At 39.0% G+C, this 16,044-nt stretch carries 15 protein-coding genes and 1 pseudogene; 8 read left to right on the plus strand and 8 right to left on the minus strand.

Annotated elements, in window-relative coordinates; translation table 11 throughout:
• Positions 1–114: 114 nt before the first annotated feature.
• Entirely contained in the window at positions 115–585 is a 471-nt protein-coding gene (locus AC1TO5_RS16115; protein ID WP_482063851.1) for a hypothetical protein, read from the minus strand.
• Between the two features lie 695 nt (positions 586–1,280).
• Here AC1TO5_RS16115 and AC1TO5_RS16120 point away from each other — a divergent pair.
• Positions 1,281–2,342, plus strand: a complete 1,062-nt coding sequence (locus AC1TO5_RS16120) for a YheC/YheD family endospore coat-associated protein (protein ID WP_482063852.1) — start codon at positions 1,281–1,283, stop codon at positions 2,340–2,342.
• Between the two features lie 96 nt (positions 2,343–2,438).
• On the opposite strand, the gene AC1TO5_RS16125 is transcribed toward AC1TO5_RS16120, so the two are convergent.
• The 3 genes from AC1TO5_RS16125 to AC1TO5_RS16135 all read right to left on the minus strand — a co-directional run bounded on the left by AC1TO5_RS16125 (position 2,439) and on the right by AC1TO5_RS16135 (position 5,801).
• Positions 2,439–3,563 (minus strand): response regulator, encoded by a 1,125-nt coding sequence (locus tag AC1TO5_RS16125; RefSeq protein WP_482063853.1) that lies wholly within the window; start codon positions 3,561–3,563, stop codon positions 2,439–2,441.
• Positions 3,560–5,293 carry a sensor histidine kinase gene (locus AC1TO5_RS16130; RefSeq protein ID WP_482063854.1) on the minus strand — a complete coding sequence of 578 codons (1,734 nt, stop codon included), beginning with the start codon at positions 5,291–5,293 and terminating at the stop codon, positions 3,560–3,562. The genes AC1TO5_RS16125 and AC1TO5_RS16130 overlap by 4 nt, the downstream gene beginning before the upstream one ends.
• A gap of 112 nt (positions 5,294–5,405) precedes the next feature.
• The gene (locus tag AC1TO5_RS16135; protein WP_482063855.1) at positions 5,406–5,801 is read right to left on the minus strand and encodes an S-layer homology domain-containing protein; all 396 of its coding nucleotides are present in this window, start codon (positions 5,799–5,801) and stop codon (positions 5,406–5,408) included.
• Between the two features lie 205 nt (positions 5,802–6,006).
• Here AC1TO5_RS16135 and AC1TO5_RS16140 point away from each other — a divergent pair, with 205 nt between their 5' ends.
• From AC1TO5_RS16140 to AC1TO5_RS16165, 6 genes are all read left to right on the plus strand, one after another.
• The gene (locus tag AC1TO5_RS16140; protein ID WP_482063856.1) at positions 6,007–6,903 is read left to right on the plus strand and encodes a TIGR01777 family oxidoreductase; all 897 of its coding nucleotides are present in this window, start codon (positions 6,007–6,009) and stop codon (positions 6,901–6,903) included.
• Positions 6,904–7,132: 229 nt separating this feature from the next.
• Positions 7,133–8,176 carry an LCP family protein gene (locus tag AC1TO5_RS16145; RefSeq protein WP_482063857.1) on the plus strand — a complete coding sequence of 348 codons (1,044 nt, stop codon included), beginning with the start codon at positions 7,133–7,135 and terminating at the stop codon, positions 8,174–8,176.
• Between the two features lie 317 nt (positions 8,177–8,493).
• Positions 8,494–9,198, plus strand: a complete 705-nt coding sequence (locus AC1TO5_RS16150; RefSeq protein ID WP_482063858.1) for a response regulator transcription factor — start codon at positions 8,494–8,496, stop codon at positions 9,196–9,198.
• Positions 9,199–10,176, plus strand: a complete 978-nt coding sequence (locus AC1TO5_RS16155) for a sensor histidine kinase (protein ID WP_482063859.1) — start codon at positions 9,199–9,201, stop codon at positions 10,174–10,176.
• A gap of 76 nt (positions 10,177–10,252) precedes the next feature.
• Positions 10,253–11,197 carry an ATP-binding cassette domain-containing protein gene (locus tag AC1TO5_RS16160; protein ID WP_482063860.1) on the plus strand — a complete coding sequence of 315 codons (945 nt, stop codon included), beginning with the start codon at positions 10,253–10,255 and terminating at the stop codon, positions 11,195–11,197.
• Positions 11,169–11,864 carry an ABC transporter permease gene (locus AC1TO5_RS16165; protein ID WP_482063861.1) on the plus strand — a complete coding sequence of 232 codons (696 nt, stop codon included), beginning with the start codon at positions 11,169–11,171 and terminating at the stop codon, positions 11,862–11,864. The genes AC1TO5_RS16160 and AC1TO5_RS16165 overlap by 29 nt, the downstream gene beginning before the upstream one ends.
• 65 nt (positions 11,865–11,929) lie before the next feature.
• Here AC1TO5_RS16165 and AC1TO5_RS16170 read toward each other — a convergent pair whose 3' ends face one another.
• The 3 genes from AC1TO5_RS16170 to AC1TO5_RS16180 form a co-directional block, all read right to left on the minus strand.
• Positions 11,930–12,769 (minus strand): MetQ/NlpA family ABC transporter substrate-binding protein, encoded by an 840-nt coding sequence (locus tag AC1TO5_RS16170; protein WP_482063862.1) that lies wholly within the window; start codon positions 12,767–12,769, stop codon positions 11,930–11,932.
• Between the two features lie 87 nt (positions 12,770–12,856).
• On the minus strand, positions 12,857–13,519 hold the full coding sequence (locus tag AC1TO5_RS16175; protein WP_482063863.1) for a methionine ABC transporter permease: 663 nt from the start codon (positions 13,517–13,519) through the stop codon (positions 12,857–12,859).
• Positions 13,512–14,261, minus strand: a complete 750-nt coding sequence (locus AC1TO5_RS16180; protein WP_482063980.1) for a methionine ABC transporter ATP-binding protein — start codon at positions 14,259–14,261, stop codon at positions 13,512–13,514. Before AC1TO5_RS16180 ends, AC1TO5_RS16175 begins: the two co-directional genes overlap by 8 nt.
• Positions 14,262–14,511: 250 nt before the next feature.
• Between AC1TO5_RS16180 and AC1TO5_RS16185 the strand changes: the two are divergent.
• Positions 14,512–14,994: pseudogene (locus tag AC1TO5_RS16185) on the plus strand (DUF2798 domain-containing protein); the annotation flags it as partial.
• Between the two features lie 120 nt (positions 14,995–15,114).
• Here AC1TO5_RS16185 and AC1TO5_RS16190 read toward each other — a convergent pair.
• Positions 15,115–15,948, minus strand: a complete 834-nt coding sequence (locus AC1TO5_RS16190; RefSeq protein ID WP_482063864.1) for a helix-turn-helix domain-containing protein — start codon at positions 15,946–15,948, stop codon at positions 15,115–15,117.
• Positions 15,949–16,044: the final 96 nt, after the last annotated feature.

The raw sequence follows: 16,044 nt of genomic DNA on the forward strand, positions 1-16,044 counted from the left end.
TCATTCGTGAAGCTCACAAGAAAAGCGTTCAATGGCTTAGTTTAATTCCATAAGTAATAAAGGGTACCCAATTAGGTACCCTTTATTTATGTCGGATACAATGCAATAGACTTATTAAGAAGGTGTATAAGACAGACTAGCGCTAAAGGACAATTGTGTAACATCAGCTGCTGAGGGATCAGTAGACGCAAGCGTCCTGATACGAATACCAATACGATCACCTGGAGCGACTACTAATAACCCAGCGACATTTATATTCGTTGCCGTACGGAATGTACCTGCAGTAATAATATTATTAGGAAATCCGAATCTAACGGAGCTAGTCAGCGGAGTGGTCACGTAAGCTGAAGAAAGATGATCGATCCCATCATTAGGAACTGAAGGTGCTCGGAAAACTGTAAAATCATATTGAAGACCTAACGTATTTATTGAAACAACAGAAGCAACTAATAAATCCGCACTTATTTGTAGATTTTGAATAGTGCCTGCAAAGGGAATCGGAAAAGCAAAACCGCCTGCTTCTGATGGACTAGTTGATTCACCAGAACCATCGATCACTTCAACAGTGCGACTACCAAACCCCATTAATATAGGAGCAGCTGAGACAACTGTAGCACCACTGAGTATGATCCCCGTTGAAAAAGGAATTAACCCGCCCGATCCCGTTGGTCCTGTCGCGCCTGTTGCTCCCTGTGTTCCTGTTACGCCTTGTGGTCCTTGAGTTCCTGTTGGTCCTTGTGCTCCTTGACCTCCTGTTGCTCCCTGTGTTCCTGTTACGCCTTGTGGTCCTTGAGTTCCTGTTGGTCCTTGTGCTCCTTGACCTCCTGTTGCTCCCTGTGTTCCTGTTACGCCTTGTGGTCCTTGAGTTCCTGTTGGNCGCCTTGTGGTCCTTGAGTTCCTGTTGGTCCTTGTGCTCCTTGACCTCCTGTTGCTCCCTGTGTTCCTGTTACGCCTTGTGGTCCTTGAGTTCCTGTTGCCCCTTGTTGTCCTTGAGTTCCAGTTGGTCCTCGTAATCCTGGAATACCTCTAGGCCCTCGAGGCCCTTCCGGTCCTGGAGGGCCAGGAGGACAGTTACATCTTCCCATATTAATCATCTCCCTATATTAAGCGTTATTCATCATATGAGTAGATTTTGAAGACAACAATGTATATACCTATTAACCTACAAAAAAGGCGCTTGAGCACAAATCATTTACAAAACTTCTGTGTCGCCAAGTATTTGTCCCTTTCATTATTTCTACACTAGCATATAAATAGTACAACGGATCGAAGGCTAGGGAGTGACAAAATTGGAGAACTCACCATTAATAGGTATTATGGTAGGTACAAGAAAAAACAGAAAAAGAATTTTGGAGCTTTACCAACGTCATAATAATCTAAATATGCAACTGTACGCCTTTACTCCGGCAGATATTGTTTGGAAAAAGCAACGTATTATTGGACTTATGCTAAAAGAAGGTATATGGAGTCAAATATCCTTTCCTTTTCCTCATGCCGTCTATAACCGATGCTATAATAAAAAGCCAATAACAATTCAACGTCTTGAGAAGGCGATTGGTAAAAACAAGTGTTTCAACAATATTAACTTTTTTAATAAATGGGATATATATAACCTATTAACGAATTCTAGTATAAACGCTTACGTACCAGACACATTCTTATATAACAACGTAAATATAACTGAACTATTAAAGAAGTATAAACTAATATATATTAAACCTTCTTACGGATTTCAAGGGAAGTCTGTACATCGGATTGAATTAATGGATAACGGAGAGACACACATCTTTTTACACAGTTTGGCGCCAAGATATATTTGTAGAAAGAATGAAGACCTTCGGGTAAAATTAGATGGACTTCTTGGATTAGGAAAATACATGGTTCAACAAGGTATTTGTATAAGTCAACTTGACGATCAGTATTTTGATATTAGAGTGCTTGTTCAAAAAGGTATGGACGGGGAATGGGGCGTTACTACTATAGCTAGTAGGGTCGCTTATGAAAATTACTTTAATACGAGTATGTGTGAAACGATTACTGATGTTATAGAAATTCTGCCACGATTATTCTCTCAAGAGAAAATTAAAGAAATACTCCACTCTCTTAATGAGGTAAGTGTAAAAGCCGCTCAAGTAGTAGAAACTCATATGGGGTCATTTGGTGAACTAAGTGTGGATTTTGTAGTAGATGAACAAGGAAAGCTATGGATTATTGAACTTAATGGGAAACCACAAAAAAAAATATTTGAAGATATGAAGTATTTTAAAGATAAAAGTTTAATTTATAGTAGGCCTTTGGAATATGCTTTCTATCTTTCATACAGTTCAACATATCGTAAATAGCTGTAACAACAAGGTCACCAAATAGGGTGACCTTGTTGTTACAGCTATTGTATACTCTTAATTAATACCTTTGCTGAAGAAAACAGTGTACTTTCCTTATCGATATTGACGATAAATTCTCTGTATTGCAGGCGAAGGCTGCAAATTTAGCTCGCTCTGCAACAACTGTACATACCGTTCATAGTAGTTATGGAACGATTGCTTATCGCCCATTGCTCCAAGGGTTTTAAGTAGCAGTTGATTCGATCGTTCATCAAATTCATTACGGGCAACTAGTTTTCGTGCAATCTGGATTACTTCTCCATATCGTTCACTCGCAACTAGCCAGTTGGCCAGATGATTAGCGAACGTTTGGTACAACACATTCATATTCTCCCGCTCCATCGCTGCCCATACAAACGACTGCTCCTCAAAAAGCTCTCCCGAAGATTGCTTCTCTAGTTCGATAGCACTCGCAACATTATCATCATTAATGTTCGTCAGCTGATCTACACCCTGCTCAAATTGAATAAAATCAACGTCTAGTTGACTCATCTCTATCCTATACCGCTCCTGCCCTGATATTAGGATCTCTTTGAATCCATGAGGATTAAGTGCTCTTCTTAGTTGATAAACGACTGTATGAAGATATACTTCTCCATTTTTATAAGGCATATCTGGAAATAAGTCTTCCATTACCCGCATTTTCGCTACACTTTGACCTCGATGTAATATTAAATAGACAAATAGCTCCTCGCTTTTTTTCGAGCTCCATTTTACAATGCCCTGCTGCACACTGCTTGTCTCCAAACAGCCGAGTGTACGTACCTTTAGCCTAGACTTATTCGCATCCGCTAGCTGATTACTAACATTGGAGGTCGAGCTCCGTCTTTGAATTGCTCTAGTAATCGTTTGAGTCAATCGTTGCCGACCAATTGGCTTCACCATATAATCCAGAGGATATACATCGTAAGCTGCCATTGCATAATCTGAATGCGACGTTGTAAATACAATATCCAGATCTGGATGCGTTAGGCGCAAATGGCGCGCTAGCTCAATACCATCATCATGAGCAATTTGAATATCCAAAAATGCAAGATCGACATGATGCTTAACTATAAATTCACTTGCTTCTGCAGCATTTTGAAAACTGCCAACAAGCTCGACCTCTTCCATACTAGACAGCATTCGCTTCATAGCTAACAGCATAATTGGCTCATCGTCCACTATAACAACCTTCATAGCTCTGCCCCGCTTCTTATCGTAAAGTAAAAGCTGCTTCCTTGCCCTACCTCACTCTCTACCCACATCGTTCCCCCGCTTAGCTGTACAAATTGTTTACTAACAAGCAGTCCAAGTCCTGCCCCTTTTTCACCTAATGTACCGATAGAAGAATATATTTGCTTAGCTACAAAAAGCTGCTCCGCCTGATCTATATCCATCCCAATTCCGTTATCCCGAACGGATACAATGACCATATCACCAGACTGCTCTGCACGGATATCGATTGAACCACCCACTTGAGTGAATTTGATTGCATTGGATAGTAGATTTCTTATAATTAATCCAATAGCTTCGCGATCGGCAAACACACTAGTACCTACAGGAATGCTATTATGTATACGCAAATGCTTTGTTGCGCTACTCATATGTAGTAATTGACAACTTTCCTCTACAACTTCTAGCAACTCTAACAGTTGTGGCCTGAGTGCGATATTCTCTCGTTGACTGCGGAACCATTCTAGTAAATTGTTAGACATACCAAGTGTATTTCGGATTTGCTCACCCAGCTTAACGATAATTTCCTGATGCCCCGCATCGAAGCGATCAAGATCATGCTCTAGCAGCTCTATTAATTGATATTGCATCGCTAGTGGGCTTCGAATATCATGAGAAACAATCGTAAATAATTGATCCTTTAATTTATTCAGATGAGCAATCTTCTCCAAATGTCCCTGTTTCTCTGTTATATCAAAGATTACTGACACACTTCCTTGGCTTTGATTGCGCAATACCCGCAGCGGATATACATTAACACGATAAATTTTCCGTTCTCCTGCCTGCCACACATCAATTTCCACACTACCCTGTTGAGCAGACTGACATAATTGATGCCACTCTGGCCAACGCTCTAGTAGCTCCGAAATCGAGTGACCATAAAAATCGGCATAACCCATTTCCGAAAAAAACTGAATGGCTTTTTTGTTATTATCGATCACTTTCCCCGCAGCATTTATTATTAAAATACTTTCTTGAATCGTGTCAAATACAATAGTTTTCGCAATTGGCACGACTGAAAAAAATTTAGTTCGCAATACAATTAACATCATGATCGTACCCGTCACCCCACAAAAAACAGATAGTGGTTTTAGCCATGGTGACCATAATGGATTAACAAATTTCATCAGCTCCATCAGAAATGGCAATGTGGCTAACAACACTACTAGCATTCCTGGTTTGCGAAAATGATGCGGTATTGCCCATATATATCTAAGTAATAAGTACATGCTCAGTGCTAATGCACCGTAGCAAAGCAAATTAAACACCGTTGCAAACATAGTTCTTGTTGTAATTAATTGATCGTCATATAACTCAACGGAGTAATAGATGACATGAATATACGGATCAAGCCATATAAATATGGCAAATAAAATAAATACTGCAAATAATGCAAGCTTCCATGACCACTTCATCACTCTACGGGATCCCGTTAACTCATATATAAATACAATAAATAATGGCACTATAAAAAGCAACGCGGTCTGCTGAATATTACGAAAAATTAGCTTTTCCATCAATAAAAAGCTGTTTGTCTCTAGAACAACGTTGCTGGCAAATATAATTCGACAAATGACCACGCCCATCATATAGCGAACGCCAGGTTCTCGTCTAAATCGGTACAAAACGGAAAAAACAATCCCCATCATAAGTACAGAAATAATCATAAAGATAAGTTCTGCCGTAAATATCATAAAGAAACTCCTTTCTCTTTATGATTCTCATATTACAGCTTTTCCGAACATAAAGAAATGGCGATGCAGGAATTAATTCCTGCATCGCCATTTCTTATATTCATAGTAGATGTTATGGATGAAGCTGCTTCCATAGACGTAAAAGAACGACGGTTGCTTCTGCTCTTGTCGTTAATCCCGTTGGCACAAAGTGATTATCTTGCCGACCGTTCATAAGCCCATGCTTATGGTTTGCTTCAACATAAGCTTTACCCCATGCTGGGATTTGGTCATCGTCAACAAACGGAGTGTTCACGATATCTGCCCCACGTTCTGTTGTACACCATACCAAGTCTTCTAACCCCAATCCATAATGCCCATCGTGCAATTTAAAATGACCTAGATCATATAGTGGACTATTTCCTTGAATCTCTCCAAAGTCAATAATGCCAGTGAACTTTCCTTGATGAGCAAATATATGTGAATCATCAAAATCTCCATGGATGAGATAAGTTGGGTGTCGTAACATTAATGTTCTTCCGGTATCCAATATGGTTCTGATTTGTAATATAGTATCCTTGCCAAAAACATTCTCCGATAATAGCAATAAATCTGCATCTAAATATTCAGATACCTGATCTTGTAATAATCGTTAGTCGTTTAGTAAATTATTATGTCAATATGTACTATAATGTTCATAAACTGTATCTCATCTATACGAGGAGGAGAAAACCATGAAAATTGCAATTGCTGGTGGTAATGGTTTTGTCGGGAAAGCGCTCCAATCACATCTTCTAGATCATCAACATGAGGTATTCATCCTTACACGCAATACGAAGCCTTATTCTCCTATGGAAGGTGTCACCTATGTCAATTGGCTTAATGACGGGGATCAACCAGAGCTACAATTAGAGGGCGTTGAGGCTATTATTAATCTTGCAGGAGAGTCACTGAATAGCGGTCGCTGGTCAACTGTAAGAAAAAGCAGAATCTTAGACAGTCGCCTCTCTGCAACAAAGGAAATTCAGCGAATTATTGCAGCTTTGCAACATAAACCGAGCGTGTTACTGAATGCTAGTGCTGTAGGTTATTATGGCATTTCCCATACTGAAACGTTCACAGAGCAACAACAGATGAAACCGTCAGATTTCCTATCTGACACCGTCAATCAATGGGAACAGGAAGCCAGCAATAGCGGAATACGAACTGTATTGATGCGTTTTGGCGTTATTCTTGGTGAACATGAAGGGGCACTACCTCGTATGGTACTACCTTATAAGTTGTATGGCGGGGGTACTATTGGAAGTGGTCTGCAAATGTTATCTTGGATACATATCGATGATGTCATTCGTGCAGCGCTTTATTGTATATCCAACACTTCCATTGTAGGTCCAGTCAACTTTACAGCACCTAATCCTGTAAATATGAGAGCGTTCGGTCAAATGATTGGGAAAGTGCTACATCGACCACACTGGATACCTGTTCCTGCATTTATGCTAAAGCTTCTATTAGGAGAAATGAGTATTCTCATATTGGAAGGTCAAACAGTTCTACCAAGTTCATTATTAGAGCATGGCTTTTCCTTCTCTTATCCAACACTGGAAAATGTGCTTCAAGAACTGTTAACGTAAGAGCATATTCACTAATTCTAACATCCTCTTAACTTTATTTTGTTAGATTAAATAATTAAATGATAATACATATAAAGAGGAAGGTAAATCATCCGAATAGGATGTTTATCTTCCTCTTTCGTTATACTGGGTTTTATCGTTTAGATATGAAATGCAACCTTTAATAATCACTCTACGTCTTATTAATTACATAATATTGCAATTATATAAATAGGAAGCGGTGAAAAGATTGAGTACTGTAAAGCAGTCAACTAACAAGCCAAACAAGACTACTTCAAGAACTCTAAATCATATCAATAAAAAGAAACGCAAAAAAATAATATTATATATAAGTTTAATAATCGTATGTATCGCTGTAATATGTGGGTTAACATTCAAAAATCAAATTGCCCTCTATTTATTTAAAGCATTGTACTCCAAAGAGATCGGTAAAGCATTCGAGGAAGCTTATGTCCCGATAGATAATGTTGAGCCACCGATAGGAATTAAAGATAAGGAACCATTTTCATTATTTTTACTGGGCGTTGATCAAAGAGAGCAGGAAACTGGGCGATCTGATGCTTTAATTTACGCTGTAGTTCGACCAAAGGATAGTAAATTGTTGCTCATTTCAATACCGAGAGATACCCGTGTAGATATTGTAGGTAGGAAATACAAGGATAAAGTAAATGCCGCCTTCGCCTTTGGTGGTGCAAAAATGAGCATCGAAACGATTGAGCAGTTTTTGGGGAATCCTGCCCATTACTACGCTACGATTAACTTTAATGGACTAAAAGATGTGGTAGACACGATAGGAGGAGTAAAGCTTCCTATTACAAAGGATATTGTTAATAAGGGCAGGGGTCACGAGAAATTTACAATTGAAGCAAATAAGCCTGAATACTTTGGCACTGATGCCCTTAACTATGTTCGCTATCGTGAAGATTCTGACTTCAAGCGAACGGAAAGACAACGAATTTTTATTAGTGCGATGATTAAGGAAATGAAGAATATAGGAAACTTATCAAAAATCGACGATCTTATTCAAATAGGTGGAGAAAATTTCAAAACAAATATGAAGGCAGAAGATATCATGAATTGGGCAGAAGCCTTAGTAAAATCCACTCCTGAAATATCTAACTACATGATTGATGGTTATGATGAAAGAATCAACGGAGTATATTATTATATGCCAAGAGACAGTAGTTTAGAAGCAGTACAATTAGCTATTAAAGCATGGTTAGATCCTAATACAGAAGCAATAGATCTAGAGAGCCTTACCGCAATTGAATAGATAAAGGCGAATTCTTTGAAGTTTCGATTATACACCCCCAGTTAATTTTTACCCTTTTCATTCATTACTGGTCAATATATAACAGCCTTGCTACCAATATCGTGTAGCAGGGCTTTTTTAAAACTGTTTGAATATACGTATATATCATGTATCCCTTGCCCACGCTTAAATAATTTCTTCGACAGCAACATCGCCTAAATCTTCTTTGATTACAACAAAAAAATTCTCCGACATAGGATACTTCTTGTAGGAAAGACACCGCTACCGTAAAATAGGAAATAACTGAAAATATATGAATGAAGTGAGGGAATTAAGCAATGGAGGGAAACCTGCTGCTTATCGAGGACGATCCTGCCATCAGCACAATGGTGGCCGATTACTTGACCAAAGAGGGCTATACAACCACTGTTGTTAATGACGGTGAACAGGCTCTCAAGCAATTCCTGTCCAGCAGCTATGATCTAGTGTTGCTTGATTTAATGCTACCTAAGCTGAATGGACTAGACATTTTGCAACTTATAAGGGGACAAAGTCGTGTGCCCATAATTATCCTTTCTGCGAAAGATCACGAAGTTGAAAAAGCGCTTGGCTTACGGTTTGGTGCTGATGATTATATAACGAAGCCATTTTCTCTTCTTGAATTGGCTGCTCGTGTTCAGGCATCCATTCGTAGAGCTACTCAATATTCAAATGTGGAATCTGAACATGAATCGATCTCACAGAAGCTTTCCGTTGGTGAATTAATGATTGATCCTGATAACTTTAAGGTGTTGAAGCGTAATCAGGAAATCAAGCTTACGGCAACTGAATTTCAAATTCTAAAGCTGTTTGTTCAAAACCCAACACGGGTTTATACGAAGGCTTTACTTTACCAACTCATATGGAACGAAGAATATTACCAAGATGATAATGTCATTAACGTACATATGAGACGCTTACGCGAGAAAATTGAAGATGATCCATCCAACCCACGCTACATTCGTACACTATGGGGAATTGGTTACCGGCTAGGAGAACTCTAGATGAGAGACTTCTGGTGGATTTGGATCATCCCTATTGTCGGACTTTTATTTTTGTATGTACGTGAGCGCATGACAAACCAGTTAACTCGAAAAGAGCTAATGTACATAAGTACAAAGCTCCATGAATTTACAGAGAGTAAAAACTATCAACTACAAGAACGTCTCCTTATTGTAACTGGTGATAGCCATTTAAGAGAATTACTTCAAGTGATCAATACATTACTTGATCATTCCAGTCAGTTAGCTTCTGATTACACAAGAACGGAACGGGCAATGCGTATGATGCTAGCTAATGTATCCCATGATTTGAAGACGCCACTCACCGTTATTATGGGTTATGCAGAAATGCTTACACGGAATACAGATTTATCACAAGATGAACGGCAAAGAATGCTTAATCAAGTATATAAAAAGACCGTTGAGGTGCATGAACTGATCAATACATTCTTTGATCTAACAAGACTCGAGGCCGATGACTTTGATCTTCCACTTTCTGTTATCAATGCGTGCGAAGTCTGCCGTCATCGCATACTAGCATACTATGATCTCCTCGCTGAGCATGACTTCAAGGTCGATATTAATCTTCCCGACGAGGCGGTATTCGTATATGCGAATGAAGAAGCATTATCGAGAATTCTCGATAACCTACTCTCAAATGCTGTTCGCTATGGTGCCGATGGTCGTTATCTTGGATTATCTCTCACTCCATTAGAAGGAAAGATTCAGATTGTGGTGAAAGACCAAGGTCGTGGTATACCTCAAGCAGATTTGATTAGAGTTTTTGAGAGAATGTATACAATGGAAGACTCAAGAAATCGTAATATACAGGGTAGCGGACTTGGTCTTACTATCGCAAAAAGACTTACTGAACGATTAGGAGGGCGTATTAATCTTGAGAGCGTCCCAGGTCTGCATACTAGCTTCACCATAACACTTCCAGCTACAGCAATAAGATCTCCCCAAGAAAGTAAGAAATAAGTAAGCTTTACGACATTAAAAAGTGAGATTTCCACGATATGATTACATTATGTTGATATCAAGGGGAGTGAACACAATGGCAGAAATTATTCGAACGCGGTTACTCGACAAAAATTATGACAAGGCAGATGTATTGTCTAGCGTCAATATGAGTGTACAACAGGGTGAGATATATGGATTTCTAGGACCTAATGGTGCTGGTAAATCGACATTAATGAAAATACTGCTTGGACTGGTGCAACCATCTAGCGGTGAAATCGAACTGTTTGGGAAGCGAATAAACTTTAATTCAAGAGATCATCTTAAGCGAATTGGGCACTTAATAGAAATCCCGCCCTTCTACGAAAAACTAACGGCGGTACAAAACTTGGAGCTGCATACAGAATACATGGGTTACTACAACAAACAAGCCATTCACGATGCATTAGAGCTAGTACAGCTGATTGGTGTAGAGAATAAGCCTGTAAAGCAATTCTCCGTCGGTATGCGACAGAGGCTAGGTATTGCTAGAGCAATTTCTACTCGACCCGAATTATTACTATTAGACGAACCTATTAATGGCTTAGATCCAGAAGGTATTCACGCTATGCGAAATTTGTTCCGTAGATTACGTGATGATTGGGGCATGACTCTACTTATCTCCAGTCATCTGCTTACAGAGATCGAGCAAGTAGCTGATACGATTGGTGTTATCAATAAGGGAAGAATGATCAGAGAGGTATCGATGGAGACAGTACGTGCTTCTGCTACTGTTTATGTAGAAATTACAACATCAGATACTATCTCAGCATCATTCGTGTTAGCTGAAACGCTGAAAATTAAAAATTTCAGAAAGATTAGCGATCATGTTATTCGTATCTATGATTCAAGCATTACGCAAGAAGCGTTATCCAAAGGACTCATCATGAACAATGTACCCATCGAGTCAATTAATCGTCGTCATCATACATTAGAGGAATATTTCTTCGATATGATTAAAGGAGGCGTTGATTATGTTCCATCTCATCAAGCTAGAGCTTAAGAAAGGACGTTTTAATAGCTATATTTGGGGTTCGTTGATCGCTTATGGGGTCATTGCTGGTTTTATATTACTCTTATACTTTATTGAAAGCATAGACAGTACAGATCCTGCTTTTCAGAACTATGCAGAAATGTTCCAAACGATCGACATTTTCGTTCGAGCGACTTTTATTATCTACGCATCCGTGCTCATATCCAAACTCATTATTAATGAATTCAAAGACAAGACTATGGCACTTCTTTTTACCTATCCAATAAGCCGCAAGAAGCTTATCTTTGCTAAGTTATCGATTGTTTTTGTATGGACATTTGCCAATGTTATTATAGCTAATCTTATGATAGACGCCTTGTTTGTAGCTATTGATTCAGGTTTTGGCTATTTATCGGATACTTTAACAAGTAAAATTGTTTCTGAACATATAACCTATGTAATTATGCAAGCCTTTGGTGCTGCAGGTATGAGTCTCATACCGTTAGCTTTCGGTATGCGAAACAAATCAGTAGCAGCAACGACTACATCCTCTATCTTTATTGTCATAATCACATGCTCTAGTAACGCAGGCTTTTCCTTAAGCTCAATCATAGCTATTCCATTATCACTTGCTGCACTCGGAATACTATTATCTTATCTAAGCTTTAGAAAGATTGATCGGGTAGATGTAGGCTAAGGAACTGATAAATAGATAAAGGCGAATTTCCATTCAACGCTGAATGAGAATTCGCCCTTGTTTCATTAAAACGCTGGAATTGCCGTTTCACTATAATTTTCTTCTAAAAACTTGCTTATTTCTGGGCTTGTCATCGCTTCAGCTAGCTTTTGAATCGGCTCAGAATCGACATTATCTTTGCGTGCAACTAACGTAATTGCAAAATCATTTTCGATTCCTTCCGTAAGAAGAGCATCACTCTTTGGTGTTAAGTTAAGCGGTGCAGCATACGCAGGTGTCATAACGACTGCATCTGCATCATCATACATTCTCGCTAGCATTAACAAATCAATTTCTTCGAATTTATAATTTTTCGGGTTGTCGATAATATCTGCTTGTGTATAATAAGTACCCGTCTTTTCTTTCAGCGTAATAACATCATTCTGAGCCAGCATCGCCAATGAACGATCCACATTAGATACATCATTCGCTATAGCAATGACCGCACCTTCAGGTAATTCATCCATAGATTTGTACGCTTTAGCATATACACCATAGTTGGCAAAATATATCGGTGTAACAGGAACTAGCTCTGTATCTTTGTTTCTATTGAATTCTTCCATATACGGAACATGTTGAAAGAAGTTCGCATCCACTTCTTTTGCTGCAAGGGCGCTATTAGGCTGAACATTATCACCTAGTACAACAACTTCAAGATTAATTCCTTGTTCCGCTAGCTTCGGCTTAGCAAGCTCAAGAATTTCTGTCATTGGAGCAATTAATGAAGCAACCTTCAATGTTACTTCCGCTTGTCCTTGCGCATTTCCACCATTATTAACTTCATTCGCTTTATTACCTTCGTTCGCCTGACCACAACCAGCTACAATAAATGTAAGTATCGTAAACATTAACAGCATTTTTCTCATTTTATTTCTCTCCTTAAAACTTTTTGTGTACTTTCAAAATCTGCCTCTTCGACAATAAAAAGTTACTTCGAAAGCATAAGCTCTTATCTATCTTTTATCTATTTTTTTGGCTACAGTTGCCCCAATCCATTGGATAAGCTGTACCAGTATAACTATAATAATAATAACATAGAGCATCAAGTCTGTTTTGAACTGCTGATAACCATATCGAATCGCAAAATCCCCTATACCGCCACCGCCAACAACACCCATAATCGTCGAGTATGAAATAAAACTAATAATCGATGTCGTTAATCCGAGCACAAGTCCAGAGCGAGCCTCCACATACAGAAACTTGAAAATAACATCTTTAACCGATGCTCCCATTGAAATTGCCGCTTCGAGCACTCCTTTAGGTACATCAAGCAACGATTGCTCGACTAAGCGCGAATAGTGGGCAATCGCTATAATTGCTAATGGCACGATTGCGGCTGTAGTGCCAATCGCAGTCCCAACCATTAATCTTGTAAATGGGATAAGAAAAACGACCAGCAATAAAAACGGAAACGAACGTATCGTGTTGACTAACAAATTTAAAAGATGAAAGGTAAATCGGTGCGCTAGCATCTGCCCTTTCCTGCAGAGGAACAGAAACGTACCAATTGGCAATCCGATCAGCACCGCAGCCACAATAGAAGCACCAACCATGACAAAGGTTTCGCCGAGAGCTTTGATTATTTCCGCTTGATATTGCACTAAAACTTCAGGCATGGTCGCTCGCACCATCCTTTGTTAGCTGCTTTACAAAGCTTTCAGCGCTATGGTCTATATTGTGAATCCCTTTAGGCTGGATCGCTACCGTGTCATAGATTTCGCCATCCGCCATGACAGCTACGCGATGACATATACTGCGAATGACATCCATCTCATGGCTAACGATAACGATTGTCACTCCGAGATGCTTATTAATATTTTCTAGTACTGCTAATATTTCAGCCGTTGTATTCGGATCGAGAGACGAGGTTGGTTCATCACAGAGTAGTAGCTGTGGCTTATTCGCCAATGCTCTAGCAATAGCTACACGCTGCTTTTGACCACCACTCAACTGTGCAGGATATTTATCCATATAGCTTTCCAAGCCAACAAATTGTAGACACTCCAACACGCGACTTCGGCGTTCTTCCTTTGGATAATTTGCCAATTGTAAGGCCACTGCTACATTATTATAAACTGTTTTATTGGCAACTAAGTTGAAATGCTGAAAGATCATCCCAATTGATTTCCGTGCTTGCCTCAGCTTATAACTGTTCAAACGTGTTAGCTGCTGACCATTAACCTCCACTTCACCTTGATCGGGAACTTCCAACAAATTGATAAGCCGCAGCAAGGTGGATTTCCCTGCTCCGCTAGCTCCAATAATTCCATATATTTCACCTTTAGATATCGTTAAAGATATAGGTTTAATCACCTGAAACTGCGAGTAATTTTTACTAACATTATGTAATTTAATTATAACAAAAACCCCTTTCTTTGAACCTCTCACGACTGAAGTCACGAGTGTTCTCGGCTGAAAATAAAAATTTGAAGGGTGTTTATAACGTTTCTAAGTATAGCTCAATACGTTGGTGTTGTCATGGTAGTAACTACCGTTAAATGCCAACAAAATATTTAATTTCTAAAATTCACAAAAACGTCACTTATGAAAAGAAAATCGGTCCTCTATAATCAACGTTATGCTCTTAAAAGGAAGGATGTCTTAGTTTCCTAGTAACAAAAAAGAAGGTATTATTTTCGGACTATTTATGTGTTTTGGGATGGTTTTTATTATGTCCACTTATAACACAGCTTTACACGGATTTTCAGAATTGACAATCGGAAGTGCATTGATTCAATTTGTCATTACGTTTGTTGTCGCTTTTATCGTTGAATCATTAGTTGAGCCTAGAGCGCGAAAACTTGCCCTATCACTTCCATATGATAAATCGAAGAAAATCAATTTTATTTTGGCCATTGCTTTTTGTATGGTTCCCTCCATGGTTCTTATTATGTCAGTCTACGGAGTTATTCTAAAGGCGACATTGATTGGAATTGAGGGTTCATATTTCATTGCATATGTTAAAACTGTTGGACTAAATATTATCGTGGCACTTCCAGCGCAATTACTAATCGTTGGACCAATCTCACGTTGGTTATTAGTTAGTTTTGTTAAACCATCGACTAGACAGACACCGGAGTTAAACGTCTAGGACTTACAAGGAAGATCAGCTTACTTCATGCTCCCCTTTATTTTTACGTGAGCATCATTATCTACAGGACAACGTTTAAGGGGCATCCAATGATGGGATGCCCCTTAAACGTTGTTCAGCTCAATTCATTACCCTGAACTTCTCAGGAGTTAATTCCATCTGCTTACGAAAGCTAGCTACAAAATGACTGACGTCGCGAAAGCCTACACGGCTCGCAATTTTCGTAATCGATATCTCTCGTTCATGCAGCAGCATTTCCTTGGATTTTCTAAGTCGCAGCCTTATAAGATACGCATAAGGAGATACATGAAAGGCCGTTTGGAACAATGTATTCATCTGCCTTGGCGTTAGCTTAAGTACCGTTGCCATTTGCTCTAGTCCAACATCTGGATCAGCATAATGAAGCTCTAACCAATCCAATACTGGCTGTAGCTGCACAATATGACGCTGAATCGATGTACGATTATTCATTTGCCCATGCTGCTTCAGCTGCATAAAGAAAAAGTATAAGTCAGCCGATGCATCATAGCTAGAATAATATAATTCATTATTCATGTTGATAAGCTTTTCGATGATGTTCGTAATCGTCATATGTAGCGGAGATTGCTCCTCCCAGCTGAAATAGGCAGACTGCTGCATATTAAGCGTGCGCAGTATCGTATCAACATCACTACCGCCAAACGTAATATATTGTGTGCACCATTGCTCTGTCACCGCATAATACGTATGGGATACTCCAGGATATAACAAAACCCCCGAACCTTTTGTAAGTCGATACGACTTGTCCTCAATAATAAATTCACCTTCACCCTCGTACGTTTGCAGCCAATGAAAGTGTGTAAATCCGTCGGTTCGAACTAGCTTTTCTTGATCCTCATGATGTCCTATACTCTCGATAAATAAAGGAAAACCACCGCTTGCAGATGGCGTTAATTCAAATCGCGTATGCCTCATTTCCTTCACCTCTCTATCACTATACTTCCATATTATTATATAAGATTGAAAATATATTATATTTTAACACATTTGATATTAATATATACTGTACTT

It is taken from the genome of Paenibacillus sp. Y930 (genome assembly GCF_056786375.1).

What these genes read in the sequence shown, in the direction of transcription:
- AC1TO5_RS16115 (WP_482063851.1), bottom strand. Translation starts at nt 585, where the DNA reads ATGGGGTTTGGTAGTCGCACTGTTGAAGTGATCGATGGTTCTGGTGAA.
- AC1TO5_RS16125 (WP_482063853.1), bottom strand. Translation starts at nt 3,563, where the DNA reads ATGAAGGTTGTTATAGTGGACGATGAGCCAATTATGCTGTTAGCTATG.
- AC1TO5_RS16130 (WP_482063854.1), bottom strand. Translation starts at nt 5,293, where the DNA reads ATGATATTTACGGCAGAACTTATCTTTATGATTATTTCTGTACTTATG.
- AC1TO5_RS16135 (WP_482063855.1), bottom strand. Translation starts at nt 5,801, where the DNA reads ATGTTACGACACCCAACTTATCTCATCCATGGAGATTTTGATGATTCA.
- AC1TO5_RS16140 (WP_482063856.1), top strand. Translation starts at nt 6,007, where the DNA reads ATGAAAATTGCAATTGCTGGTGGTAATGGTTTTGTCGGGAAAGCGCTC.
- AC1TO5_RS16150 (WP_482063858.1), top strand. Translation starts at nt 8,494, where the DNA reads ATGGAGGGAAACCTGCTGCTTATCGAGGACGATCCTGCCATCAGCACA.
- AC1TO5_RS16155 (WP_482063859.1), top strand. Translation starts at nt 9,199, where the DNA reads ATGAGAGACTTCTGGTGGATTTGGATCATCCCTATTGTCGGACTTTTA.
- AC1TO5_RS16160 (WP_482063860.1), top strand. Translation starts at nt 10,253, where the DNA reads ATGGCAGAAATTATTCGAACGCGGTTACTCGACAAAAATTATGACAAG.
- AC1TO5_RS16165 (WP_482063861.1), top strand. Translation starts at nt 11,169, where the DNA reads ATGTTCCATCTCATCAAGCTAGAGCTTAAGAAAGGACGTTTTAATAGC.
- AC1TO5_RS16170 (WP_482063862.1), bottom strand. Translation starts at nt 12,769, where the DNA reads ATGAGAAAAATGCTGTTAATGTTTACGATACTTACATTTATTGTAGCT.
- AC1TO5_RS16175 (WP_482063863.1), bottom strand. Translation starts at nt 13,519, where the DNA reads ATGCCTGAAGTTTTAGTGCAATATCAAGCGGAAATAATCAAAGCTCTC.
- AC1TO5_RS16190 (WP_482063864.1), bottom strand. Translation starts at nt 15,948, where the DNA reads ATGAGGCATACGCGATTTGAATTAACGCCATCTGCAAGCGGTGGTTTT.